14 protein-coding genes and 1 pseudogene are annotated in these 20,391 nt (G+C 58.0%); 7 read left to right on the plus strand and 8 right to left on the minus strand.

Going from position 1 to position 20,391, the window contains the following annotated elements; genetic code table 11:
* The first annotated feature begins 7 nt into the window (after nt 1–7).
* Both gldE and PREDE_RS02125 read left to right on the plus strand, forming a co-directional pair.
* Nucleotides 8–1,315, plus strand: coding sequence for a gliding motility-associated protein GldE (gldE, locus tag PREDE_RS02120; protein WP_005843781.1), 1,308 nt, complete (start codon nt 8–10; stop codon nt 1,313–1,315).
* A 22-nt stretch (nt 1,316–1,337) separates the two neighbouring features.
* Nucleotides 1,338–1,922, plus strand: a complete 585-nt coding sequence (locus PREDE_RS02125) for a 4'-phosphopantetheinyl transferase family protein (RefSeq protein ID WP_005843779.1) — start codon at nt 1,338–1,340, stop codon at nt 1,920–1,922.
* 48 nt (nt 1,923–1,970) lie between these two features.
* Here PREDE_RS02125 and PREDE_RS02130 read toward each other — a convergent pair whose 3' ends face one another.
* The gene (locus tag PREDE_RS02130) at nt 1,971–3,182 is read right to left on the minus strand and encodes a DUF4861 domain-containing protein (RefSeq protein WP_005843777.1); all 1,212 of its coding nucleotides are present in this window, start codon (nt 3,180–3,182) and stop codon (nt 1,971–1,973) included.
* A 238-nt stretch (nt 3,183–3,420) separates the two neighbouring features.
* Between PREDE_RS02130 and PREDE_RS02135 the strand changes: the two genes are divergently transcribed.
* The 3 genes from PREDE_RS02135 (at nt 3,421) to PREDE_RS02145 (ending at nt 8,995) form a co-directional block, all read left to right on the plus strand.
* Nucleotides 3,421–4,191 carry a gliding motility protein GldB-related protein gene (locus PREDE_RS02135; protein WP_044126757.1) on the plus strand — a complete coding sequence of 257 codons (771 nt, stop codon included), beginning with the start codon at nt 3,421–3,423 and terminating at the stop codon, nt 4,189–4,191.
* A 782-nt stretch (nt 4,192–4,973) separates the two neighbouring features.
* The gene (locus PREDE_RS02140) at nt 4,974–6,776 is read left to right on the plus strand and encodes a transglutaminase domain-containing protein (protein ID WP_005843774.1); all 1,803 of its coding nucleotides are present in this window, start codon (nt 4,974–4,976) and stop codon (nt 6,774–6,776) included.
* Between the two features lie 83 nt (nt 6,777–6,859).
* Nucleotides 6,860–8,995, plus strand: a complete 2,136-nt coding sequence (locus PREDE_RS02145; RefSeq protein WP_005843772.1) for a DUF3857 domain-containing protein — start codon at nt 6,860–6,862, stop codon at nt 8,993–8,995.
* Between the two features lie 191 nt (nt 8,996–9,186).
* Here the strand turns inward: PREDE_RS02145 and PREDE_RS02150 are convergent, their stop codons facing one another.
* The 5 genes and pseudogenes from PREDE_RS02150 to PREDE_RS02170 form a co-directional block, all read right to left on the minus strand.
* A complete protein-coding gene (locus PREDE_RS02150) occupies nt 9,187–10,548 on the minus strand; it encodes a TrpB-like pyridoxal phosphate-dependent enzyme (RefSeq protein ID WP_005843770.1) in 1,362 nt (453 codons plus the stop codon).
* A gap of 179 nt (nt 10,549–10,727) precedes the next feature.
* Nucleotides 10,728–12,339: pseudogene (locus PREDE_RS02155) on the minus strand (RagB/SusD family nutrient uptake outer membrane protein).
* A 41-nt stretch (nt 12,340–12,380) separates the two neighbouring features.
* A complete protein-coding gene (locus tag PREDE_RS02160; RefSeq protein WP_005843763.1) occupies nt 12,381–15,137 on the minus strand; it encodes a SusC/RagA family TonB-linked outer membrane protein in 2,757 nt (918 codons plus the stop codon).
* A gap of 148 nt (nt 15,138–15,285) precedes the next feature.
* A complete protein-coding gene (gene trxB, locus PREDE_RS02165) occupies nt 15,286–16,215 on the minus strand; it encodes a thioredoxin-disulfide reductase (RefSeq protein WP_005843759.1) in 930 nt (309 codons plus the stop codon).
* Nucleotides 16,216–16,298: 83 nt separating this feature from the next.
* The gene (locus PREDE_RS02170) at nt 16,299–16,853 is read right to left on the minus strand and encodes a glutathione peroxidase (RefSeq protein ID WP_005843757.1); all 555 of its coding nucleotides are present in this window, start codon (nt 16,851–16,853) and stop codon (nt 16,299–16,301) included.
* 240 nt (nt 16,854–17,093) lie between these two features.
* On the opposite strand from PREDE_RS02170, the gene PREDE_RS02175 reads away from it, so the two are divergent.
* Both PREDE_RS02175 and PREDE_RS02180 read left to right on the plus strand, forming a co-directional pair.
* Nucleotides 17,094–17,630 carry a hypothetical protein gene (locus PREDE_RS02175; RefSeq protein WP_005843754.1) on the plus strand — a complete coding sequence of 179 codons (537 nt, stop codon included), beginning with the start codon at nt 17,094–17,096 and terminating at the stop codon, nt 17,628–17,630.
* A gap of 6 nt (nt 17,631–17,636) precedes the next feature.
* A complete protein-coding gene (locus tag PREDE_RS02180; RefSeq protein WP_005843753.1) occupies nt 17,637–18,263 on the plus strand; it encodes a hypothetical protein in 627 nt (208 codons plus the stop codon).
* Nucleotides 18,264–18,938: 675 nt separating this feature from the next.
* Here the strand turns inward: PREDE_RS02180 and rhaM are convergent.
* Both rhaM and pnuC read right to left on the minus strand, forming a co-directional pair.
* Nucleotides 18,939–19,259 (minus strand): L-rhamnose mutarotase, encoded by a 321-nt coding sequence (gene rhaM, locus PREDE_RS02185; protein WP_005843752.1) that lies wholly within the window; start codon nt 19,257–19,259, stop codon nt 18,939–18,941.
* Between the two features lie 328 nt (nt 19,260–19,587).
* Complete coding sequence (gene pnuC / locus PREDE_RS02190; RefSeq protein WP_005843751.1) at nt 19,588–20,217, minus strand: nicotinamide riboside transporter PnuC; 630 nt, start codon at nt 20,215–20,217, stop codon at nt 19,588–19,590.
* Between the last annotated feature and the right edge of the window lie 174 nt (nt 20,218–20,391).

A 20,391-nucleotide genomic window follows, 5' to 3' on the forward strand; every position in this document is an offset into this window, starting at 1 on the left:
GACAACATTGGATATTTCAGCTTTACAACAGGCCGGAGAGTGGGTGGAGTTCCAGCCCTTGACCGTAGGCATCGTCGTGGCAGCCCTTTTGGCTGCTTTTCTGCTTTTGCTGTCCGGCTTCGCCAGCGGCTCGGAGATTGCCTTTTTCAGCCTTTCGCCCCAGGACATCGACGACCTAAACCCCAGCAAGGATGCCCGCGACGCGCGCATTCAGCAGCTCCGCGACGACTCCGAGCGCACGCTGGCCACCATCCTTATCACCAACAACTTCGTGAATGTGACCATCATCATGCTCTGCAACTACATCTTCGGGCATCTGGTTCACTTCAAAGTGGAGTGGCTGGAGTTCCTTTGCATCACGGTGTTGCTCACGTTCCTGCTTCTGCTTTTCGGCGAGATTATGCCCAAGGTCTACGGTCGTCAGGACCCGTTGAAGTTCTGCCGGCGCGCCATCGGCGGCGTGCTCTTCTTCCGAAGATTGTTCTGGCCGCTCGAGACGGTGCTCATCAAGAGTGGCGTCATTGCCGAGAAGGCCGTGCCCCGGGAGAACCGACAGCTCAGCGTGGACGACCTGGAGCAGGCCCTCGAACTCACCGACAAGGAAGACATCAAGGACGAACAGAGCATGTTGCAGGGCATCATCCGCTTCGGCGACGAGACGGCCAAGGAGGTGATGACCAGCCGACAGGACATTGTGGGCATAGAAATTCATAGCAGTTATCAGGATGTGCTGAAGTGTATCGTGGATAACAACTACAGCCGCATCCCTGTTTATCAAGAAAACGACGACCATATTCGTGGCGTGCTGTATATCAAAGACCTGTTGCCCCACTTGTCCAAGGGTGGCGGTTTCCGCTGGCAGAGCCTCATCCGACCGCCTTATTTCGTGCCCGAGACCAAGAAAATAGACGACCTGCTGCGCGAGTTCCAGAGCAACAAGGTGCACATGGCCATCGTCGTCGACGAGTTTGGCGGCACCAGCGGACTGGTGACGATGGAGGATATACTCGAGGAAATCGTGGGCGAAATCAACGATGAGTACGACGAAGACGAGAAAACCTACTCCAAGTTGAGCTACAACACCTACCTTTTCGAGGGCAAGACGCTGCTGAGCGACTTCTGCAAGATACTTCAAATCGACGATGAAGAGTTTGCCGAAGTGGAGGGCGATGCCGATTCGCTGGCCGGATTGCTGCTGGAACTTAAGGGTGATTTTCTGAGCATTCACGAGAAAATAGAGTACAAGAACTACACTTTCGAGGTGATGGCCGTGGAAGGACGGCGCATCAGCCGGGTGAAAGTGACGGTGGGCTGAGCGTGCCCGAGGATTCCATACCATGCCCTTGATACGACTGCAACAGCTTGGAGCCGATGCCCGTCTGGGTTTGTGGCAGATGACGGAGGATGCCGCCGCACTGCCCGTGCCGCCCGAAGACCTGTCGCGCTACCACTCGGCCAGCCGCTTGCGCGAGCGGCTCACGGCCTATGCCCTGCTGCGCGAGATGACGGGCCGGGCCGACTTGGTGATTGACCACGACGAGACGGGCCGGCCGCTGGTCGACGGCTGGAACATTAGCATCAGCCACACGCGCGGCTGGGCAGCCTTGATTCAGTCGCGCAGCAAGGCAGTTGCCGTAGACATTGAGTTCTTTTCGGATCGGGTGAGTCGGGTCAGAAACCGTTTTATCCGGCCCGACGAAGATGGCGACAGCCTTGCCTACCAGCTCATTAACTGGAGTGCCAAGGAAACGGTGTACAAGCTACTGGGCCGCGAAAACCTGCAATATTTCGAGATGCGCCTCCTGTCGTTCGTGCCCGCAGCGCAGGGACGGGTGGTGGTGGAGGACTTGAAACATCCCCGCCGCGTCGAGGTGGACTATGAGCTGAACGGCGATTTCGTACTCACCCACGCCGTGGACTGACCCCTTTCTTGCCTTCCGTTGACGCGGCGGCCGTTCTGCCATCTCCCGTTACTCCTTTTCCACGGTAACGGGATGTTCTGTTTCCCGTTTCCATTCTTTCAGAAAGGCAGTCCACTCCTGTGCCGAGTGACAGCCGAAGTCCTCTTTGTCGCTGGTGTAGGCCAGGCCGTAGTGCAGGTGTCGGCCCACGGGCTTCACCACGAATCCATAGTTGTCCTTGTCGGCGGGCAGCTCGCGCACGCGATAATCCCGCGGCACATAGATGCCCAGCCCCACCGTCTCGCGTTTCCAGTTCAGCGTGTCGGTGGAGGGCCAGTCGGTGCCCCAGCAGCCGCGCAGGCCGTCGTGGTCGGTATATTCCGTGGAGTTTTTCACGTTGATGATGCCTGTCGACAGCTCCTGCCCGTCCAGATCGCGGTTGAAAGTGGCGTCCACCTCCATGTCGCGGTGCCCGGCATAGAGCGTGTAGCGCAGCGTCATGTTCACCGGCCGGGTGCCCGGCACGATGGTCCAGCCCCCATCTTCCACCTCCACGATGGTGCGCACGGGGCCTTGTGCCACGATGCGCTGCGTGCGGCGGGCCACTTGGTCGAGCAGTGTGGGCTCCTTGCCGTCCCATCCGCGCAGGGCACCCAGCCCGAAAGTGTTGCCCACCCACAGCACGTCGTCGCCGTAGCCCTCGGCCTTTTGTGCCTTGGAGGTGTAGAACTGCGTGGCTTCAAGCTCCAGCCGTTTGCGGAATTTTCCATAAAGATCAAGGGTTTGCCGCTTGTCCATGTAGATGCGCATGGCGATGAGTTCGTTCTCGAAAGCCACCCCGTGATGGTGGAGCACGTTGTAGGGATTGGCCGTGCGCCGGTCTATGGTGATGGAGGAGAGGTAGATGTCGTGCTTGTTCTTCTCGGTCACTTTAGGGTTGCGCAACACTATCTCGGCATAGGTGCGCGCCGGATATTGGCGTGGCTCGCCCTCGGCATGGAGCGTCACTGCGGCCCGTCGCACCTGCCGTTTGTCGAAGCCTACAAGGAAACTCAACTCATCATTGGTGCCGTCTTGGTCGAGGTCGTCTATCTGGCAGGGCGTCTCATGCCCGTCTACCGTGACCACGGCCGAGCGCACGTCGCCGTAGGGGGCCAGCCGGAGCACGACGGGTGCATCCTGCCGCGCCAGGGGAGAGGAGAGTTTCAAGTTGACCGTGGTCTGGGCGCCCACGGCCGTGCACAGGGCCCATGCGGCCGTCATTGCAAGTTTGCGTTTCATGATTTTGGCTTGTTTTAGTCTTTGCAGACAAAGTTACGAAATCTTTTGCCCATAGTCATGGCGGTGCGTCTACACTTTTGCCGATTTTTCAAAAAAATAAACTTAAAAATGGAAAATACGGGAAAATATTTAAGTTTTTTAGCTTATTCCTTTGCGTTTAAAATGTTTTTTAGTACTTTTGCACGTATATTTGACGAAAGATTTGGTACGCAAGGTTTATTACATATTGCTTTTAGCCATGCTCTTCTGCGTTGCGTGCGAGTTCAAACTCAAGCCCAACGACGATGAAGCAGATGCCAGTCATATCAAGGTGGAACGATATGACCGGCTGCAGAGCCGTTATCTCATCACGGGAGACTTCTCTGCCCTGCAGCAAATGAACATGGAATACCCCATCGAAACGCGTACTTTGGTGGAGAAAATGCTACAGATTGGCGAGGTGAGCGACCACGACATCTACGAGCGTTTCCTGCGCTTTTATCAGGACTCCACCCTGCAGACCCTCATCAACGACGCCGAATCCGAGTATGCCAATATGGACGACATCAACCGCGATCTGGAGCACGGCTTCGGCCGGTTGCAGGAGTGGCTGCCCACGATGCCCCTGCCGCGCGTGTACGCCCAGATAGGCGCGCTGAACCAGAGCATCGTCGTTGGCGACAAGATGATTGGCATCTCGCTCGACAAATACATGGGCCCCAGGTATGCCATCTACCAGCGTTATGGCTACTCGCCCGAGCAATTGCGCACGATGGGCCGTTGCTACATCGTGCCCGATTGCCTTTCTTTCTATCTGCTCAGCCTCTACCCGATGGACAATTACGACTCGCGCACGCAGCTGGAGAAAGACCTTCACATGGGCAAAGTGATGTGGGTGGTGAACAAGGCCTTGGGCAACCAGCTGTTTCGGACCGACTATACCACGATGGTGGCCCGCTACATGCACAGCCATCCCTCGGTCTCCATCGCCCAGTTGCTCGAGAGCGACGACTACAGCAAGATGCAATAATGACTTGACTGAACGGTGCACGAGGCGCGGTTCGGTCTTTCTTCCATACCTTATTCTTATATTTCGCATTGCCTCCAGGCTGTTTGCCGGCTCTGTGGTGCGGTAGATTTCTGTGGCTTGAGGCCCCGGTGAGGGGCCATGGGCTGTTTGGGGGGCTGGGAGATAGGCTTAGATAGGAGAGGGATAGGGGGTGATAGGCAGTGATAAGGGCGATGACAGACTGTTGCGGGGTGCTTTTGGGGGTTGGGGAGTGGGCTTGAATAGGAGGGGATAAGAGGTGATAGGCTGTGATAAGGGCGATGACAGGGGAGGGCGTGGCACTGTTGTTGCCCGGCCACGGCACAGTCGACGTGTTGGTGTTACGGTGTAACCGCGTGATGATTACGCCGTTATCGCATTGCCTTTACGCTGTTATCGCGAGGGCTTTACGCCGTAATCGTAGGGCGATTACGGCGTTGTGGTTGGGCGGTTGTCGTGTCAGGATGATGCTGCCATTTTGTTGCCGCCTTCTCATCATGCCTCGTTGTATGGTTGTCTCTCGGTTTTCTGTGTTTTGATGGCTTGTGTATTGTCTTTTGATGGTTTGAATATTTGTTTCATTTCTCATGTCGGCATAGAGGCGGAGATACATGCAAAAGGGTGCGAGGGCTGGGACGCGGCATGGCCCGAGGGGGCTTCTGACGAAAAAAATGGGGAAAAAAGTGGGAGAAAGAGTGCAACTTGTCAAAAAAACGCCTATCTTTGCACGTAACAAAGAGTAACTTGTCTGAAACAAATAACGAATGAAACAAATCATTCTCCTCGGTCTGGCCCTGCTCGGCGGACTGGGAGCCCGTGCCCAGCAATGGGACGACAAAATCGTGATTGCTGACTGTGAAGACCAGTACATCCTGCAGATGGACGGCGGCCATCCCGTTGTGAAGAACAAGACGAGCGTGACCTACGAGTCGCTGTCGGCGGTCGGGGTGACGGCCCAGACCGTAGCCCTCTATGGCGACAACATCGAGCTGGGACGCGTTTCCACACCCGGCACGAAGACTTACAAGAACGTTACGCCCGAGAACGTGTTCTACGATGACAGCAAGGGCTGCTTCATCACCTGTCCCATCCGCAAGAAAGGCAAGACGGGCGAGGTGAGCTGGAGCCGCACGTTTACCGACATCAAGTATTTTACCCGCGTTTATCTGCTCGACGATTACTTCATCCGGCACAAGACGGTGACCGTCACCATTCCCCGTGCACTGTCGGGCTACCGCATCAAGGAGATGAACTTTGCGGGCTATCCCATCGCCGCCTCGCACACTTCCACGGCCGATGCCGAGGTCTATACCTACACCATCGACCATGCCTCACGCATGAAAGACGAGGAAAACACGCCGCCGGCCTCCAACGTATTCCCCTATCTCATGGTGCTGGGTTCGTTTCCCAGTGTGGACGATTTCTACACTTGGTCGGCCCAGATGTCGGCCGTGGACACCGCGGTGCCCGGTCTGGAGGCCCTGGTCAAGGAGATCACGGCCGGCTGCAAGACCGACGAGGAGCGGCTGAGCAACACCTATCACTGGGTGCAGGACCACATCCGATATGTGGCTTTCGAGGCCGGCATGTCTGGATTCCGCCCAGACACCCCCGCCGAGGTGCTGCGCAAGCGTTATGGCGACTGCAAGGGCATGGCCCTGTTGCTCAAGACTCTGCTCCGCGCCGAGGGCTTCGACGCCCGCCTTACCGACATCGGCACCGACGAAGTACCCTGCACTGTGACCGAGGCGCCCACGCTGGCCGCCACCAACCACGCCATTTGCACCGTGCGCCACAAGGGGCGCGACTACTATCTGGACGCCACCTGCAAGTACGTGCCCTACACCTACGTGCCGCAACACATACAGGGTTCGCAGGCGATGATCGAGGACGGGCCCAAGCCTCTGCTCCAAACGGTGCCCGTGCGCCCGGCCGACAGTTCCCTCGACAGCCTGTGCTACCAGTACCGGCTGCAGGGCGATGCCCTCGTGGGCAAGGCCATTTACCAGCTGCGCGGCGACATGAAAGAGTGGTTCATGACCTCGGCCGAGAAGGCGGGCAACAAGGATAACGACGAGATGCTGGGGGCCAACCTCAATGCCGACAACCACAGCATGGCCGTGAGCGGCGTGAAATGGATTGCCCGCGACCCCCGCGAGGAGTGGGCCCGGTTCGAGGGCAACGTGAGCAACACGGCCGCCGTGCAGCGCGTGGACGGCGAAGTGTATGTGGAACTGAACCCTCACAACAACCTCTTCGACAGCCGGATAGACACCACCGACCGCGTGGGCGACTACTATCTGCCCGTGCGTTGCAACATCGTGCGCCAGGCCGTGCTCACCCTGCCCGCCGGCTTCCGCGTGGCCGAGCTGCCCCGTCCGGCCACCTTCACCCTGCCCGGCGGCGTGCTGAGCTGCACGTTCAGCCGGCAGGGAGGCCGCATTGTCTACCACCAGAAGATGCAGATTAACCGCCGCCGCATACCCCGCGCCGAGATTCCGGCCTGGAACACGGCCATCAGCCGGTGGCAGGATGCCTGCAACCGCCAGCTGGTGCTCAGACACTGACGGCCCGGCGGGGTCTCGGCCCCTCTGCAATTTACCCCACAGAACAACCATCAGCTATCATTTATTACCTAACATCAACTCCCATGATGAGAAAAGCCATGATTACCCTTGTGCTCCTCGCCACTTGTCTGACGGGCTGGGCCTTCGACAACGACGACTACAAGGCCTTTGCCGCCCAGGTGCGCAAAGAGGTGTGGAGCCGAGACATGCCTGACTTCAAGACGCGTAGCGTGCCGGCCAAGTACAAGAATGAGTCGGCCGTGATACTCGCCTCCTACGAGGAAGTGAGCGTGGACCAAAAACGAAAGTTCTCTATTTACTCCAGCGGTTACTCGGTGAAGCAGGTGAACAGCGGGCACTTGCGACGCATGCTGGTGAAGATTCAGGACAAAGCCTCGCTGGAGAAGTTCTCCACTTTCGACTATTCCACCTACCGGCGGCAGTTCAACACGGGCTTCGGCACCGACGACGTGCGCAACGTGCTGGGCGTGCGCGTCATCAAACCCGACGGCAGCGAAACCGAGGTGAGCGGCGACGACTACGTGTCGGAGACCGAAGGCAAGCGCGGACAAGAGAAGAAAGCCAAGCTCGCCGTGCCCAACTTGCAGGTGGGCGACCTCATCGACGTGTTCTCCTATTACCAGAGCAAGGTGAAGGAAGAGAACGTGGACCCGATGAGATTTGTGTTTGAAGAAGACTATCCCATGCTCTCCTACCGGGTGCATTGTGTCATCGACCGCAAGTTCTGCACCCAGTACCGCACGCTCAACGGAGCCCCCGACTTCACGGCTTCGACCGATGAAGACGGCAACGTGGTGCTGGATGCCGAGGTGAAAAACGTGGACCGCACCCAGCCCGACTACGGTTACAACAGCATCAGCATGTCGCCCATCACGCTGCTCTACGTGACGGGCAAGGTGGATCTGGGCTATCTGCCCAAGAGCACCAAGGACAAAGGGCTGCACGCCAACCCCGACGCCACCGTCATTCAAGAGGACGCCTGGAATTGGTGGAAGAGCTATAACAAGGGTAAGTGGAGCTTCAACAAGTATCTGAAGAACGTGATAGGCCAGGCCAAGAAGCTGGATTCCGACGAGGCCAAGGCCGATCATGTCTACAATTTCATGGTCATGTCCTCGCTGGTGAACCGCCAGGATTATCTGGACTACCGTGACCTGCCGTGCGCGCTGGAAGACATTCTCAAGAAGTGCGGCGTGAAAATGGATCACGTGCTCGTCACCAGCTGGCTCAAGGAACCCCTCGGCCAGCTCATCAGCTACGGCAATGCGGCCTGGGCCCTGCGGCTTAAGAGCGGCCGTTACTACCTGCCCTTGGGCTACGCCGCGAGTGCCAGTATGATACCGTCCATGTATCAAGGCCGTGCGGCCTCCGTCTATACAGGCGAGGGCAACTATGCCAAGGGCCCGTTTGAACAGGCTGTCACCCCGGTCAGCCAGGCCCAGGACAACGTGGAGCGTGTCGCCGTGCGGGCCACTGTGGACGGCAGCCACCTCAACATCAGCCGCCGATCGGAGTACACGGGTTGCTGCAAGGAGGGACTCATTGACGACTATGCCACGCCCGACGAGATTATGCGGGGCTGGGGCAAGCCCTACGGCTACACGCGTTATGTCGACTTTTTCACGGGCAAGAACGCCGAAGACAAGGCGGCCGAGGGCATGAAGAATAGCGAAAAGCGCATTGCCGACAACTTCAGGGACGAGGTGACGCAGTATCACGACCGCGCCCCCGTGGCCATTACAGGCACCAAGGTGGAGTTGGTGGGCGAAAACGGCGGCCCCTTGGCCTACACCGTCGATTATCAGATGGACGGCATGGTGAAGACAGCCGGGCGGAATCTGGTGGTGTCCATCGGGCAGCTGCTGGGCCGGCACATCCATATTGAGGGCCGCGAACGCACGCGCGATTGCGACATCATGCGTGCCTTTGCCAAGACTTACGAGGTGGAGGTGAACCTGCAGCTCCCTGCCGGCTACATGGTGAACGCCGCCAGCCTGCAGCGGCTCAGCGCCCATGTGGACAATGCCACTGGCAGTTTCGAGGCCGCCGCCCGGATCGACGGGGACAAGCTCGTGCTCACGGTCAGAAAGGTGTACAAGCATCAGCTGGAGCCGGCCGCTAACTGGCCGAGCCTGCTCGAGGTGCTCGATGCCGCCTATACTTTCTGTTCGCAGCAGGTGGTGCTGCGCAAGAAGTAATTGCACGCGGCCGCCCACGGGCGGCCGCCGTGTTGCTGTATTGCGGAGACAGCCACTCCGTCTCGTTTCGGGGAATGAAAACGGCAGACACTTGCGTGTCTGCCGGAGTGTTTGGAGGCTATGTCCGATAAAAAACATGCGGCCAGGCAGCAGAGTTCCGCCTCTGTCTGCCTGGCCGCATGGCTTGGGTTCTACACCTGCGGCACCTTGGCCAAGTTGCGTTCAATCTCTTCATCGGAGACCATATAGTTGGTCAAGTCGCCGTTGATGTAGCTGTTGTACGACGGCATGTCGATGAGTCCGTGGCCCGAGAGGTTGAAAAGGATGACGGGCGACTTGCCCTCGACCTTGGCTTTTTGGGCCTCACGAATGGTGGCGGCAATGGCATGGCAGCTCTCCGGGGCGGGAACGATGCCCTCGGTCTGGGCAAAGAGCACGCCGGCGGCAAAGGTCTCGAGCTGCGGGATGTCCACGCCGTGCATGTAACCGTCTTTGATAAGCTGGGAGATAATCACGCCGGCGCCGTGATAGCGCAGGCCGCCGGCATGGATATTGGCCGGTTTGAAGTCGTGCCCCAGCGTGTACATGGGCAGCAGGGGCGTGTAGCCGGCCTCGTCGCCAAAGTCGTACTCGAACTTGCCGCGCGTGAGTTTGGGGCAGCTGTTGGGCTCGGCGGCGATGAATTCAGTGTTCTTGTGGGTGCCGTCGAACAGGTGGCGCATGAACGGGAAGGCGATGCCGCCGAAGTTGGAACCGCCGCCAAAGCAGGCAATCACCTTGTCGGGATACTCCCCCGCCATCTCCATCTGCTTCTCAGCTTCCAGTCCGATGACCGTCTGGTGCAGGGCCACGTGGTTGAGCACCGAGCCCAACGTGTATTTGCAGCCCGGTGTGGTGGTGGCCAGTTCGATGGCTTCGGAGATGGCCGTGCCGAGCGAGCCGGGATGGTTGGGGTCTACGGTGATGATGTTCTTGCCGGCGCGGGTCGACATGGAGGGTGAGCCCTCGACCGTTGCGCCGAAAGTACGCATAATCATCGAGCGGTAGGGCTTCTGCTGCAGGGTGATCTTCACTTGGTAAACGGCGGCTTCGAGGCCGTAAAGCCGGGCGGCATACGAGAGCGCGGCACCCCACTGGCCGGCGCCGGTCTCGGTGGTTACGTTGGTGTCGCCCTCCTGCTTGCAGTAGTAGCACTGGGGAATGGCGGAGTTTACCTTGTGTGAACCCAGCGGGTTGGTAGACTCGTTCTTGAAGTAGATGTGGGCCGGCGTGTCGAGTGCTTGCTCCAAAGCGTAGGCGCGCACCAAGGGGGTGGAGCGGTAAAAGGTGTATTTCTCCTGTACCTCTTCGGGGATGTCGATCCACGGGTGCTCGGCGTCGAGCTCCTGCTTGGAGCATTCAAGGCTGAAGATATGGGCCAAGTCCTCGGCGCTGAGCGGCTGCTTGGTGGCCGGATTCAGCGGGGGAAGCGGCTTGTTGGGCATCTCGGCCTGGATGTTGTACCACTGCGTGGGGATGTCTTTCTCCTGGAGTATGAATTTCTTCTGTCTCATATTTGTAGGGTTTGTTGCTAATCTGGATTTGCGACGACGCGCCGGAGGGTGGCCCTGTATCGCGGTGCAAAGGTAACGAAAAAAGGCAAAAGACCGCAACGAATCGCCGTTTTGTTTGGCGAAAGCGGCTTTTGCCTGACAAATCGTATGCCGTGAAGACAGGGTGGAGGCGGTGCGGACTAATGGTGGTAGCCCGCGTTTTGTGTGAGTCGGTGGTTGAGTTCGATGGCCTTGGAGGGGATGGGGAACACGGTGGTGTAGCCCGAAGCCTCGCCGTCGAGCTGTGGACGGAGGTCGTAGGCGGCGGCAAACAGGCCGTAACGGATGAGGTCTTGCCGCCGGCTTCCCTCCCACATCAGCTCCAGCCGCCGCTCTGCCAGGATGTTGGCAAGTGTGGCAGGGCGCGTCGGCATGCCCGCGCGGGTGCGCACGGCATCGAGGTCGGCTTGGCCGTTGTCGCCGTTGCGCACCTGCGCCTCAGCCCGCATGAGCAGCACATCGGCAAAGCGAAAGAGCACGATGTCGTTGTCCTGCAGCTTGCCGTCGGCGTGGGCCTTGCGGTCTATTTCGTATTTGGACATGCGGGCGCCGGCCGTCTTCTCGTAGGTCGAGCCCGTGAGGTTGAGGGCCATGACGAGTGGATGGTAGACCAGTGCCTCGCCGTTGTCGAGCCGCACGATGCTGCCGTCCACGCGAACCGTGTCGGAATAAAAGTTGAGGGCGTAGCGATGGTCGAGGCTGTCGGTGCCGTAGCCATAGGCGCGAACCGTGGCCAGCGTGGCCGACGAGCCGTTCTCGGCATCCATGCCGATGGCCGAGCCGTGGGCATAGTGGCGCGAACGGAAGAGATTCCAGAACTGATGCTGGTATTTTATCTTGTCCATCGGGATGGTAAAGATGTTTTCCGAGGAGTTCTCGTTGTGTATGGCGAAGTTCGTAGCATAGTCGGTCTCCAGCCGATAGCCGGCGGCCTCCAGCTGGTTGCAGTAATAGATGCAGGCCTCCCAGGCGTTCAGCGTCTGTCCCTCCACGCTGAAAGTGATGTCGCGGCCGCTGGGCGTCGGTCCAGTTGTCGTCGGCATAGACCTCGGCATTCAGCAACAGACGGGCCAGTAGGAATTGGGCCACGGGGCGTGTCAGCCGGCCGTAGTCGGTGCCTTCCCAGTTGCTGCGGCCGGTTTCGAGATAGGGCAGACAGGCTTGCAGCTCCTCCACCAAGTCGCGAAAGAGCACGCTGCGCTCCACTTGCACCATGTCGTTGAGGGCTGCTCCGTCGGTCTTTACCATTGGCACGCGGCCGAAAAGGTCGAGCAACTCGTAGTAGAAAAGGCAGCGCAGCCCCGTCACCTCGGCGCGGTAGGACTGCTGCTGGGCCGTGGTGAGCAGCTGTTTGTTCGCTTCAATCTGAGCCAGCGAGTGGTTACAGAGCATGATAACCTTGTAAAGATAGTCCCAAGTATTGCGTAAAGGCAGGTCGGCGGCCGTCCAGGAGTGGAGGTAAAGGTTCTGCCAAAAGCCGCCGTCGAACCAGTCGCCGCCGCGCGTGGGGAGGATGGCCTCGTCGGTGGTAAAGGTATTATAGTCGTACACGCCGCGGTAGGTGCCCTGCAACCCCTGCGAGTCGGCGGTGCCTCCTATATAATTATATAAGGTGGCAACGGCGTTGTTGTAGAGGTTGGCGGCGTTGTCGTAGGCCTCGGCTTCGGGCAACAGGCCCTTGGGCTCGTCTTTCAGGCAGGAGGTCAGCAGCACGGAGGCTGCCAGCAGGGGGAGTATATGTCGGATGGGCATGAGGTGTATGGGGATTGGTTGGTGGGTCATGGAGGAAAGTTTCAGAACTGAATGCTCAGCCCCAGACTGTAGGAGCGGTAGGCAGGATAGCTGCGTTTGTCGTCGATGCCGAGCGTGCCGTTCACGATATAGCTGTTAATCATGGGCGTGATGCCGCTGTATGAAGTGAGGGTGCACAGGTTGTTGACCGAGGCCGAGAGGCGCAGACCGCTGACATAGCGCGACTTTACGGGCACGTTCCAGCCTACGGTGAGGTAGTCCAAGTTGAGATAATCGCCCCGTTCCAGCCAGTAATCGGTGGCCGTCTGGTCCTGAATGTTCTGTCCCGGGGCCTTGGCCATGATGTTGTAGTCGGGGAAACTCGACATGTTCATGTAGGTCAGGGCCGTGCCGTTGTAGATTTTATGGCCGAAAGCACCGTTTATTTGCAGCGAGATGTCGAATGCCTTGTAGCGCAGACTGACGTTGGAACCGAGCGTCCACTTGGGCGTAGTCTGGCCCGCCACATAGCGATCGCCACCATCTTCGATGTTGATACGTCCGTTCTCGTCCAGGTCGGCGATGGTGTAACTATAGGAGCCGTCGGCGTTTCGAGCGAGTCCTGTGCAGTGGGGCAGGTAGAAAACGCCCAGCGGCTGCCCCACAATCTGATACACGATGTTGTTGTTGCCGCCGTGGAATCCGGCACCGTTGAGGGAGCCGATAGCCGTGATGTCGGATGCCGAAAGCCGTGTGCCGTTGTAGTCGCCCGAGAGCGAGAGCAGCTTGTTCTTCTGCCAAGAGAGGTTCAGATTGACGTTAAGTTCCACGTCGCGCTTCTTGATGGCGGTGACACCAAGGCCTATTTCCAGTCCCTGATTGCTCATACTGCCCAGGTTGGCCAGTATCTTGTCGAAGACAAATGGCGGTACAGGCACGTCGTACTGGTAGAGCATGTCGGTGGTTTTGGAGTAGTAATACTCGGCGGTGAGCACGATTCGGTTGTGCCAGAAACCAATGTCGGCACCCACGTTCAGTGTGGATCGCGTCTCCCACTTCAGGTCGGGATTGGCGTTGCGGTAGAGTCCCATTGTGGTTGTAGGCGTTCCACCCACCGACACCGTGCCTGTGGGTCTCACCAGACTGAGGGAGTTGTAGGAGTCGATGCCGCCCAGATTGCCCGACTGGCCGTAGCCCACGCGCAGCTTGAACAGCCCGATGCCGGGCCGAAACGAGGCAAAAAAAGGTTCGTCAGCGATGTTCCAAGAGGCCGATACCGACGGGAAGTAGCCCCATTTGTTGTGGTCTCCGAACATGGAGCTGCCGTCGGCGCGCAGGTTTGCGTCGAGCGTGTAGCGACCGAGAAGCGTGTAGGAGATTCCGCCCATCAGTGACGCGAGGGCCGGCGCGGCGGCTTCGGAGCCGGTTCCGCCCCAGGGAATGGTGGATGCCGCCCCCAGATTGTCATAGCCCATTGCGTTGGTGGTGAATCCTTTCACCTGTGTCCAGAATCCGCTGCGGTTGCTCTTCTGGTACTCGCCCAGCAGTGTGGCCCCGAGATGATGGGCACCCCACGTGTTCTCATACGTGAGCATGGCGTTGCCCAGCCAGTCTTCAGTTTTGTGTTCTCCCCGGTAGGCCTGGCCTTGCGCCCACACCCACGTGGGGCAGAAAATGGCGTTTTCCAGCGAATTGTAGCTGTATGCCCCGAAGAACTTCAGGTGCAGGGCCTCGTTTCCCGTGCTCCCCTTGTGGGCGGGAGTGCCTGTAACGATGCCCAGCAGGTCGAAATCGAGCCTCAGATGGGCGTTTACATTTTGGCTGCGTTCGTCGTTTTTCTCCTTGAGCAGGGCGGCGGGCGGGGCGATTTGCGAGGCGGTTCCATTCCTGTCCCATTTGCCGGCGGCGTTGGTTCCGGCTGGGAAAGTGGGGTTTTGGGTAGCCGCACTGTAGAAGAGTTGTTGTTCGTTGAAAGGATATTTGTTCTTCTGTGAGGAGGCGAAGATACCGAAATCGATTTGTAGCAGGTCGTCGAAAGCTTTTTGCGACAGGTCGAACTTGGCGGCATAGTTCTGGTATTCGTTTACACGCAGGATGGTATGGTGATCCATCAGACCGATGGAGGCGCGGTAACTCGACTTCTCACTGCCGCCGCTGAACGCCACATGGTGGTTCATGACAAAGCCCGTTCTGGTCACTACATCCTGAAAATTGGTGTTGTAACCGCCGTCGTTGTAGCTGACTCCCAAGGACTTCGCCGTGGCGGTGTAGCCTGGCCCGTCGAGCATGTCGATGGTTTTGTATTTCGATTCAAAGCCGATGTTGCCGTCATAAGAGATATGAAACTGTGCGCCGCTGCCTTTCTTGGTGGTGACCTGAATCACGCCCGAGGCGCCGCGAGAGCCATATTGCGCCGTCTCGGCGGCGTTTTTCAGGATGGCGAAGCTCTCGATGTCGGCCGGATAGATGCTCGACAGCGTGGAAAGATCCGAGTACACGCCGTCGATGATGACCAGCGGGTCGTTGCCACCGGTGAGCGAGGTGGTGCCGCGAACGCGCACGGAGCTGAGCTGCGCCATGCGGTTCTCGCCCGACGAGATGTTTACGCCGGCCGCTTGACCGTTCAGGGCGTTGAGCGAACTGGTGACGAGGCCTTTGTTCATGCGTTGTTCGGTCACCACGTCTACGGAGCCCGTGACGGGCTTCAGCATGAGCACGCCCAGCGAGTCGCTGGGAATCATTGCGGGGCGCAGCACTTGGGCCTGGCCGGAGACGGGGGCAAACAAGGCGAGCGACAGGGGGAGGAGGCAGAGTTTCATGGGACAAATATAGGTAAAATAACGGTCGGTTGCAAGAGAATGGGGCATAAAAAATCGCGCAATCCTTGCAGATTGCGCGATTTGGAAAAGGTTTTCCGACTGCGGGAGAGCACCGCTGCAGCGCATGCCGCCCGTTGTCTCCGCCGGTTTATCGGTTGAGCCAGCGTTCGGCCTCGAGGGCAGCCTTGCAGCCCGAGCCGGCGGCCACGATGGCTTGGCGGTAGGTGGGGTCGGCGCAGTCGCCGGCGGCGAAGACGCCTTCCACGCTGGTGCGGGGCGTGTCGCCCTCCACCCGGATGTAGCCGGTCTCGTCCATGTCGAGCTTGCCGCGGAAGATGTCGGTGTTGGGCTTGTGTCCGATGGCCAGGAAGAAGCCGTCAATGGGCAGGTCGTACCGGCGTTCGTCGGCCTCTCCCTTGCGGTGAACAAGGTGTGCGCCCTCCACACCGCCCTCGCCGTAGAGGCCCAGCGTGTTGGTTTCGTAGAGTATCTCGATCTTCTCGTTCTCCTCCACGCGCTTGCGCATGATGTCCGACGCGCGCAGATAAGGCTTGCGCACAATCATGTAGACCTTGCTGCACAGGTTGGCCAGATAGGTGGCCTCCTCGCAGGCAGTGTCTCCACCGCCCACCACGGCCACCACTTTCTTGCGGTAGAAGAAGCCGTCGCAGGTGGCGCAGGCGCTCACACCCTGCCCGTTGTACTTCTCCTCGTCGGGCAGTCCCAGATATTTGGCTGAGGCTCCGGTGGCCACAATGATGGTGTCGGCCTCGATCTGCACGCCGCGGTCAGTGGTTGCCACGTAGGGTTTGCGGCTCAGGTCCACGTCGGTGATGATGCCATCGCGCACGTCTGCACCGAAACGCTCGGCCTGTCGGCGCAGTTCCATCATCATCTGGTTGGCGTCCACGCCCTCGGGATAGCCCGGAAAGTTCTCTACAATAGTGGTCTGCGTGAGCTGTCCGCCCGTTTGTAGGCCACAGTATTCCACGGGCTGCAGGTCGGCGCGCCCGGCATAGATGGCAGCCGTATAGCCGGCGGGGCCACTACCGATAATCAAGCATTTGGTATGTTCCATATACTCAAGAGTCTGCTAAAATATTTTAATGTTTGTACAATATTCACTTCCTGCTTATCGGCAAAGACCGTGCCAGTTTCTGCTTATTCGGCCAGCAGTGCCTCGATGTCGGCCTTGATGTGCTCTGTTTTCTCGGTGGGCTCGTAGCGTTTCACCACCTGGCCTTTCTTGTTCACGAGGAACTTGGTGAAGTTCCACTTGATGTCGGCCGACTCCTTGTAGGCGGGATCGGCCTCGGAGAGCATCTTGTCGAGGATGGGGTAGATGGGGTGGCTCTCGTCCCAGCCGGCAAATCCCTTCTGCGACTTGAGGAACTGAAAGAGCGGGTCGGCGTCGCCGCCGTTCACCTTAACCTTTTTGAACCGTGGGAACTCCGTGCCATAGGTGAGCTTGCAGAACTCGTGGATGGACTCATCGGTGCCGGGAGCCTGCTGCCCGAACTGGTTGCAGGGGAAGTCCAGTATCTCGAAACCCTGTGCATGATAGGTCTCGTAGAGCTTCTCCAGCTCCTCATACTGGGGCGTGAAACCGCACTTCGTGGCAGTGTTCACGATGAGCAGCACCTCGTTGGCATACTCCTTGATGGATACATCTTTACCTTTTCTGTCTTTGACAGCGAATTCGTAAACAGTTCTCATTTCCTTGTCGTTCTAATGTTTTATCTTTTTTATAAGTTCGTTGACACTTTGTAGGGCAAAAGTACAAAAAAAGATTTGGAGTCGGCGGAGCGGCGATTGCGGTTTTTCCAAGAATTAAAGTTATTTAGGGTTTCCCCTGCACGAGATAGGGAAAACCCACGGAAGAATATCCATTTTACGTTGCAGCATTCTTGGGAAACCGCTAATTTTGCAGCAACAACCAACAAAAAGCACTGTAACATGAAAAAGTTGACTACACATTTGACCATGCTTCTGCTGGCCGTGCTGGCCCTCTCGTTCAGCGCCTGCGAGCCGGCGGACGACGCGGACAGGGCTGCAACGCTCAACGGCACGTGGCACGGGTCGCTCGGGCAGTATTATTCCACGGTCTATGGAGACGAATATGCCGAGTGGGAAACGGAGTTCCGGTTCGAGAACTACAACGGCGACACCGGGATAGGAACCAGTGGACAGGGCGTGGAGATAGACTACGACCCGAGGGCTTGGAGCAGCCGTTACAAGTATTATGACTTCAGATGGGAGGTGGCCTACGGCAACATCTATCTGCATTATGCCAACGGCGACGAGCTGGTGATACGCAACTACCGCCTGAGCGACAGCAGCCTGGTGGGGCAATTGGAGACTTACAACGGCAAGTTTGTGGCCAACCTGAATCTGGCCCGCACCTCTTACTGGCCGTGGGGCGGCGGCTATGCCAAGTCCACCCGGGCCTCCGACGACACCCACGCCGGACAAAAACGCAACTTTGAAAAGTAAAACGATATGAAGAAACTGAAGATTTGGGTGGCAGTCGGACTGATGCTGGCTGTACCCGCACTCCTTGGGAGTTGTGACAGTGACCCGTGGTATGGCGGCTGGGACGATGGCTGGACGTGGGGAAACAACTACAACAACCGCCCCTCCGACGAGCAGGTGAGCAACGAAGACTTCTTTGTTGCGATGGCTCAGACGCTGGCAGGGCAGTGGCGTGGCAACATGATGGCTTATGCACTCGACGCTAACGGCACCGTCATCGACAGTATGGCCTACAGCACGGACATAGAGTTCAAGCAGTATAATGCCCAAAGCATTTCGGGTACGGGCACGCAGTACGACTTCAATCCCACCAACGACAAGCTGGAACTGCAGCGCAACTTCACCTGGTATATCGACCCACAGACGGGCAATATCTACTTGACCTACAAGGAAGTGAACGCTAACGGCACCACCTCAGACTATGTGATGACCATCGCCTACGACGATCTGAACCTGAATAACCGCTCTTTCACGGGCTACTTGCAGGCCACCAACGGCAACGAAGTGGACGATTTCTGGTTCAATCGGTACGCCCAGACCCGTGCCTCGCGCGGCATCACGGGCATCAAGAAGATAGTCTTCGTCAAGAAATAAAGTGCGCGGTGCGGTGCGGCTCCCTTGGGCTGCTCCGCACCGCTGCCGTTTGTGGCGGTCGCTCCAGCCTCTTCTTGCCACAGATGGGCACTGTGGGGTGTCGTCGTCTTTTCTTTTTTTCTCACAGATTCCACAGATTTCACAGATTCTTCTCTGTGTTTTTCTCACGGATTCCACAGATTTCACGGATGATTCCTGGTGTTTTTTCTCACAGATTCCACAGATTTCACAGATGCTGCATAGGGGCCCTGATGGGAATGTAATGCTGCAAAACGTGGCGCATCTGTGGTTATCGGTGCTTGTCTGTGGCACAAAACACTTGTTTCTACGCCTATGCCGCAGGTGTTCTCTCCTTTGTCGCGCATTCCGCTGCGACTGTAGTGGCCGGCCTTCATACCGGCCTGCATGCCCCGATGGGGCATTCTTCGCCGCATATCCCGCCCGCCCGCCAATATCCTTTGGCCGGTCACGGGTGCTGGGCGGGCGGTTCTTTGGTGGAGGTATTCCCCACAATGGGTAGGCGTAGCATCTGTAAAATCTGTGGAATCCGTGAGAAAAATACAGAGAAGAATCTGTGAAATCTGTGGAATCTGTGAGAATAATGCGCGAAAACCGTGTGGGGAAGACGTGGAATCTGTGTGAAAAGGAGGCGGGAGCGGGGGCTGCGCTCCGGCCTCAATCCAGATGGAACAGCTCCTGCAGGGGCACCGAGACGGGCGAATGGTCGGGGTGGGTGTCCATGATGTCGGCCATCATGTCCCACCATTTTTGGGTGATGGGATCCACGTCGGTGGTGTCTTGCGAGTTGGTGTCCTTGGAACATTCCTGGTAGGCAAAGAGCAAGTTGGTCTCCTTGTCCCAGAAAATGGAATAGTTGCTCACGCCCTGGTCCTCGGTAATCATCTTCTTCAGTTCGGGCCAGATGACTGCATGCCGCTTGGCATACTCCTGTTCGCAGCCGGGCTTCAGGTACATTTTAAATGCAAATCGTTTCATAAGTTTTTAAATCGTTTGGTTGGGGTAGATGGCATGCCGGGTGCACGCGCATGTTTGCAAAGATAGTGAAAATGTGGGTTCCGCGCAAATAATCGGCCGGCGAATTGCTGTCGTTGACCCTTTTTCGCCCTGCGTTGACGCCGCTGCGGGCAGGGCCGCCCGTTGCCGTAGGGCGACGGCCTGACGACTGCGCCGCAGGGGCCTCGCGATGACGGCGTAACGGCCGCGTGATCACGCCGTAATGGCGATGCGATTATGCCGTAATGGCCGCGCGATCACGGTGTAACGGCGACGCGACAACACCGCGGACGGTTTGCCCCCCGGCCCGTCAGCTCGCGGCGTGTACCTTTTGCAGTGCCATCATGCGCCGCCACTTGAAGTAGCCGAAGACGGCAATGACCACGTAAAGCGCGTAGAGCGAGGCCTTGAAAGGGATGTCCTTGTAGAAATAGAGCGCGCTGGTCACCACGTCGACGACAATCCAGATGAGCCATTGCTCCACGTATTTGCGGGCCAGCGCCCAGATGCCCACGAAACTCAGGGCCGTGGTGAAGGCATCGGCCACGGGCACCGTGGACCCCACCTGCACCAGCCAGTACCACAGCAAGGCCCAGATGGCCAGCGTGGCGAGCATCCAAGGCAGGATGAGGCTGCGCTTGAAGTGGGTGATGGCCCCGTCGGGACGCTCCGATGATGGCCCCGTTGCAGTCTCGGGCATGGCATGTCCCGTTTTCTTGCGCGTCCACACGTAGAAGCCGTAGACGGTCATGGCGATGTAATAGAACTCCATGGCGCAGTCGGCATAGAGTCCTTTGTCGTAGTAGAGCACGATGTCGAGAGTCTGCATCACGAAGCCCACCAGCCAAAGCCACACACTCGCCTTGTACTCCAGCAGGATATAGGCCAGCCCGAGGAGGGTGGTGATGAGATCGAGGCTTAGCAATTCAAAATACATCATTCAAAATTCAAAATTTCGCTGCGCGGTTACATGCAAACAGTGGCTTAGCAATTCAAAATTCATAATTCAAAATTCAAAATTTGGCTGCGCGGTATTCTGCTATCGGCTTCATGATGGAACAGTACAGAGAACCATCTGTTCCAATCTTGATGGCAGCTTCGCCGCGCAGCCAAA

It is taken from the genome of Prevotella dentalis DSM 3688, from assembly GCF_000242335.1.
GTDB lineage: Bacteria > Bacteroidota > Bacteroidia > Bacteroidales > Bacteroidaceae > Prevotella > Prevotella seregens.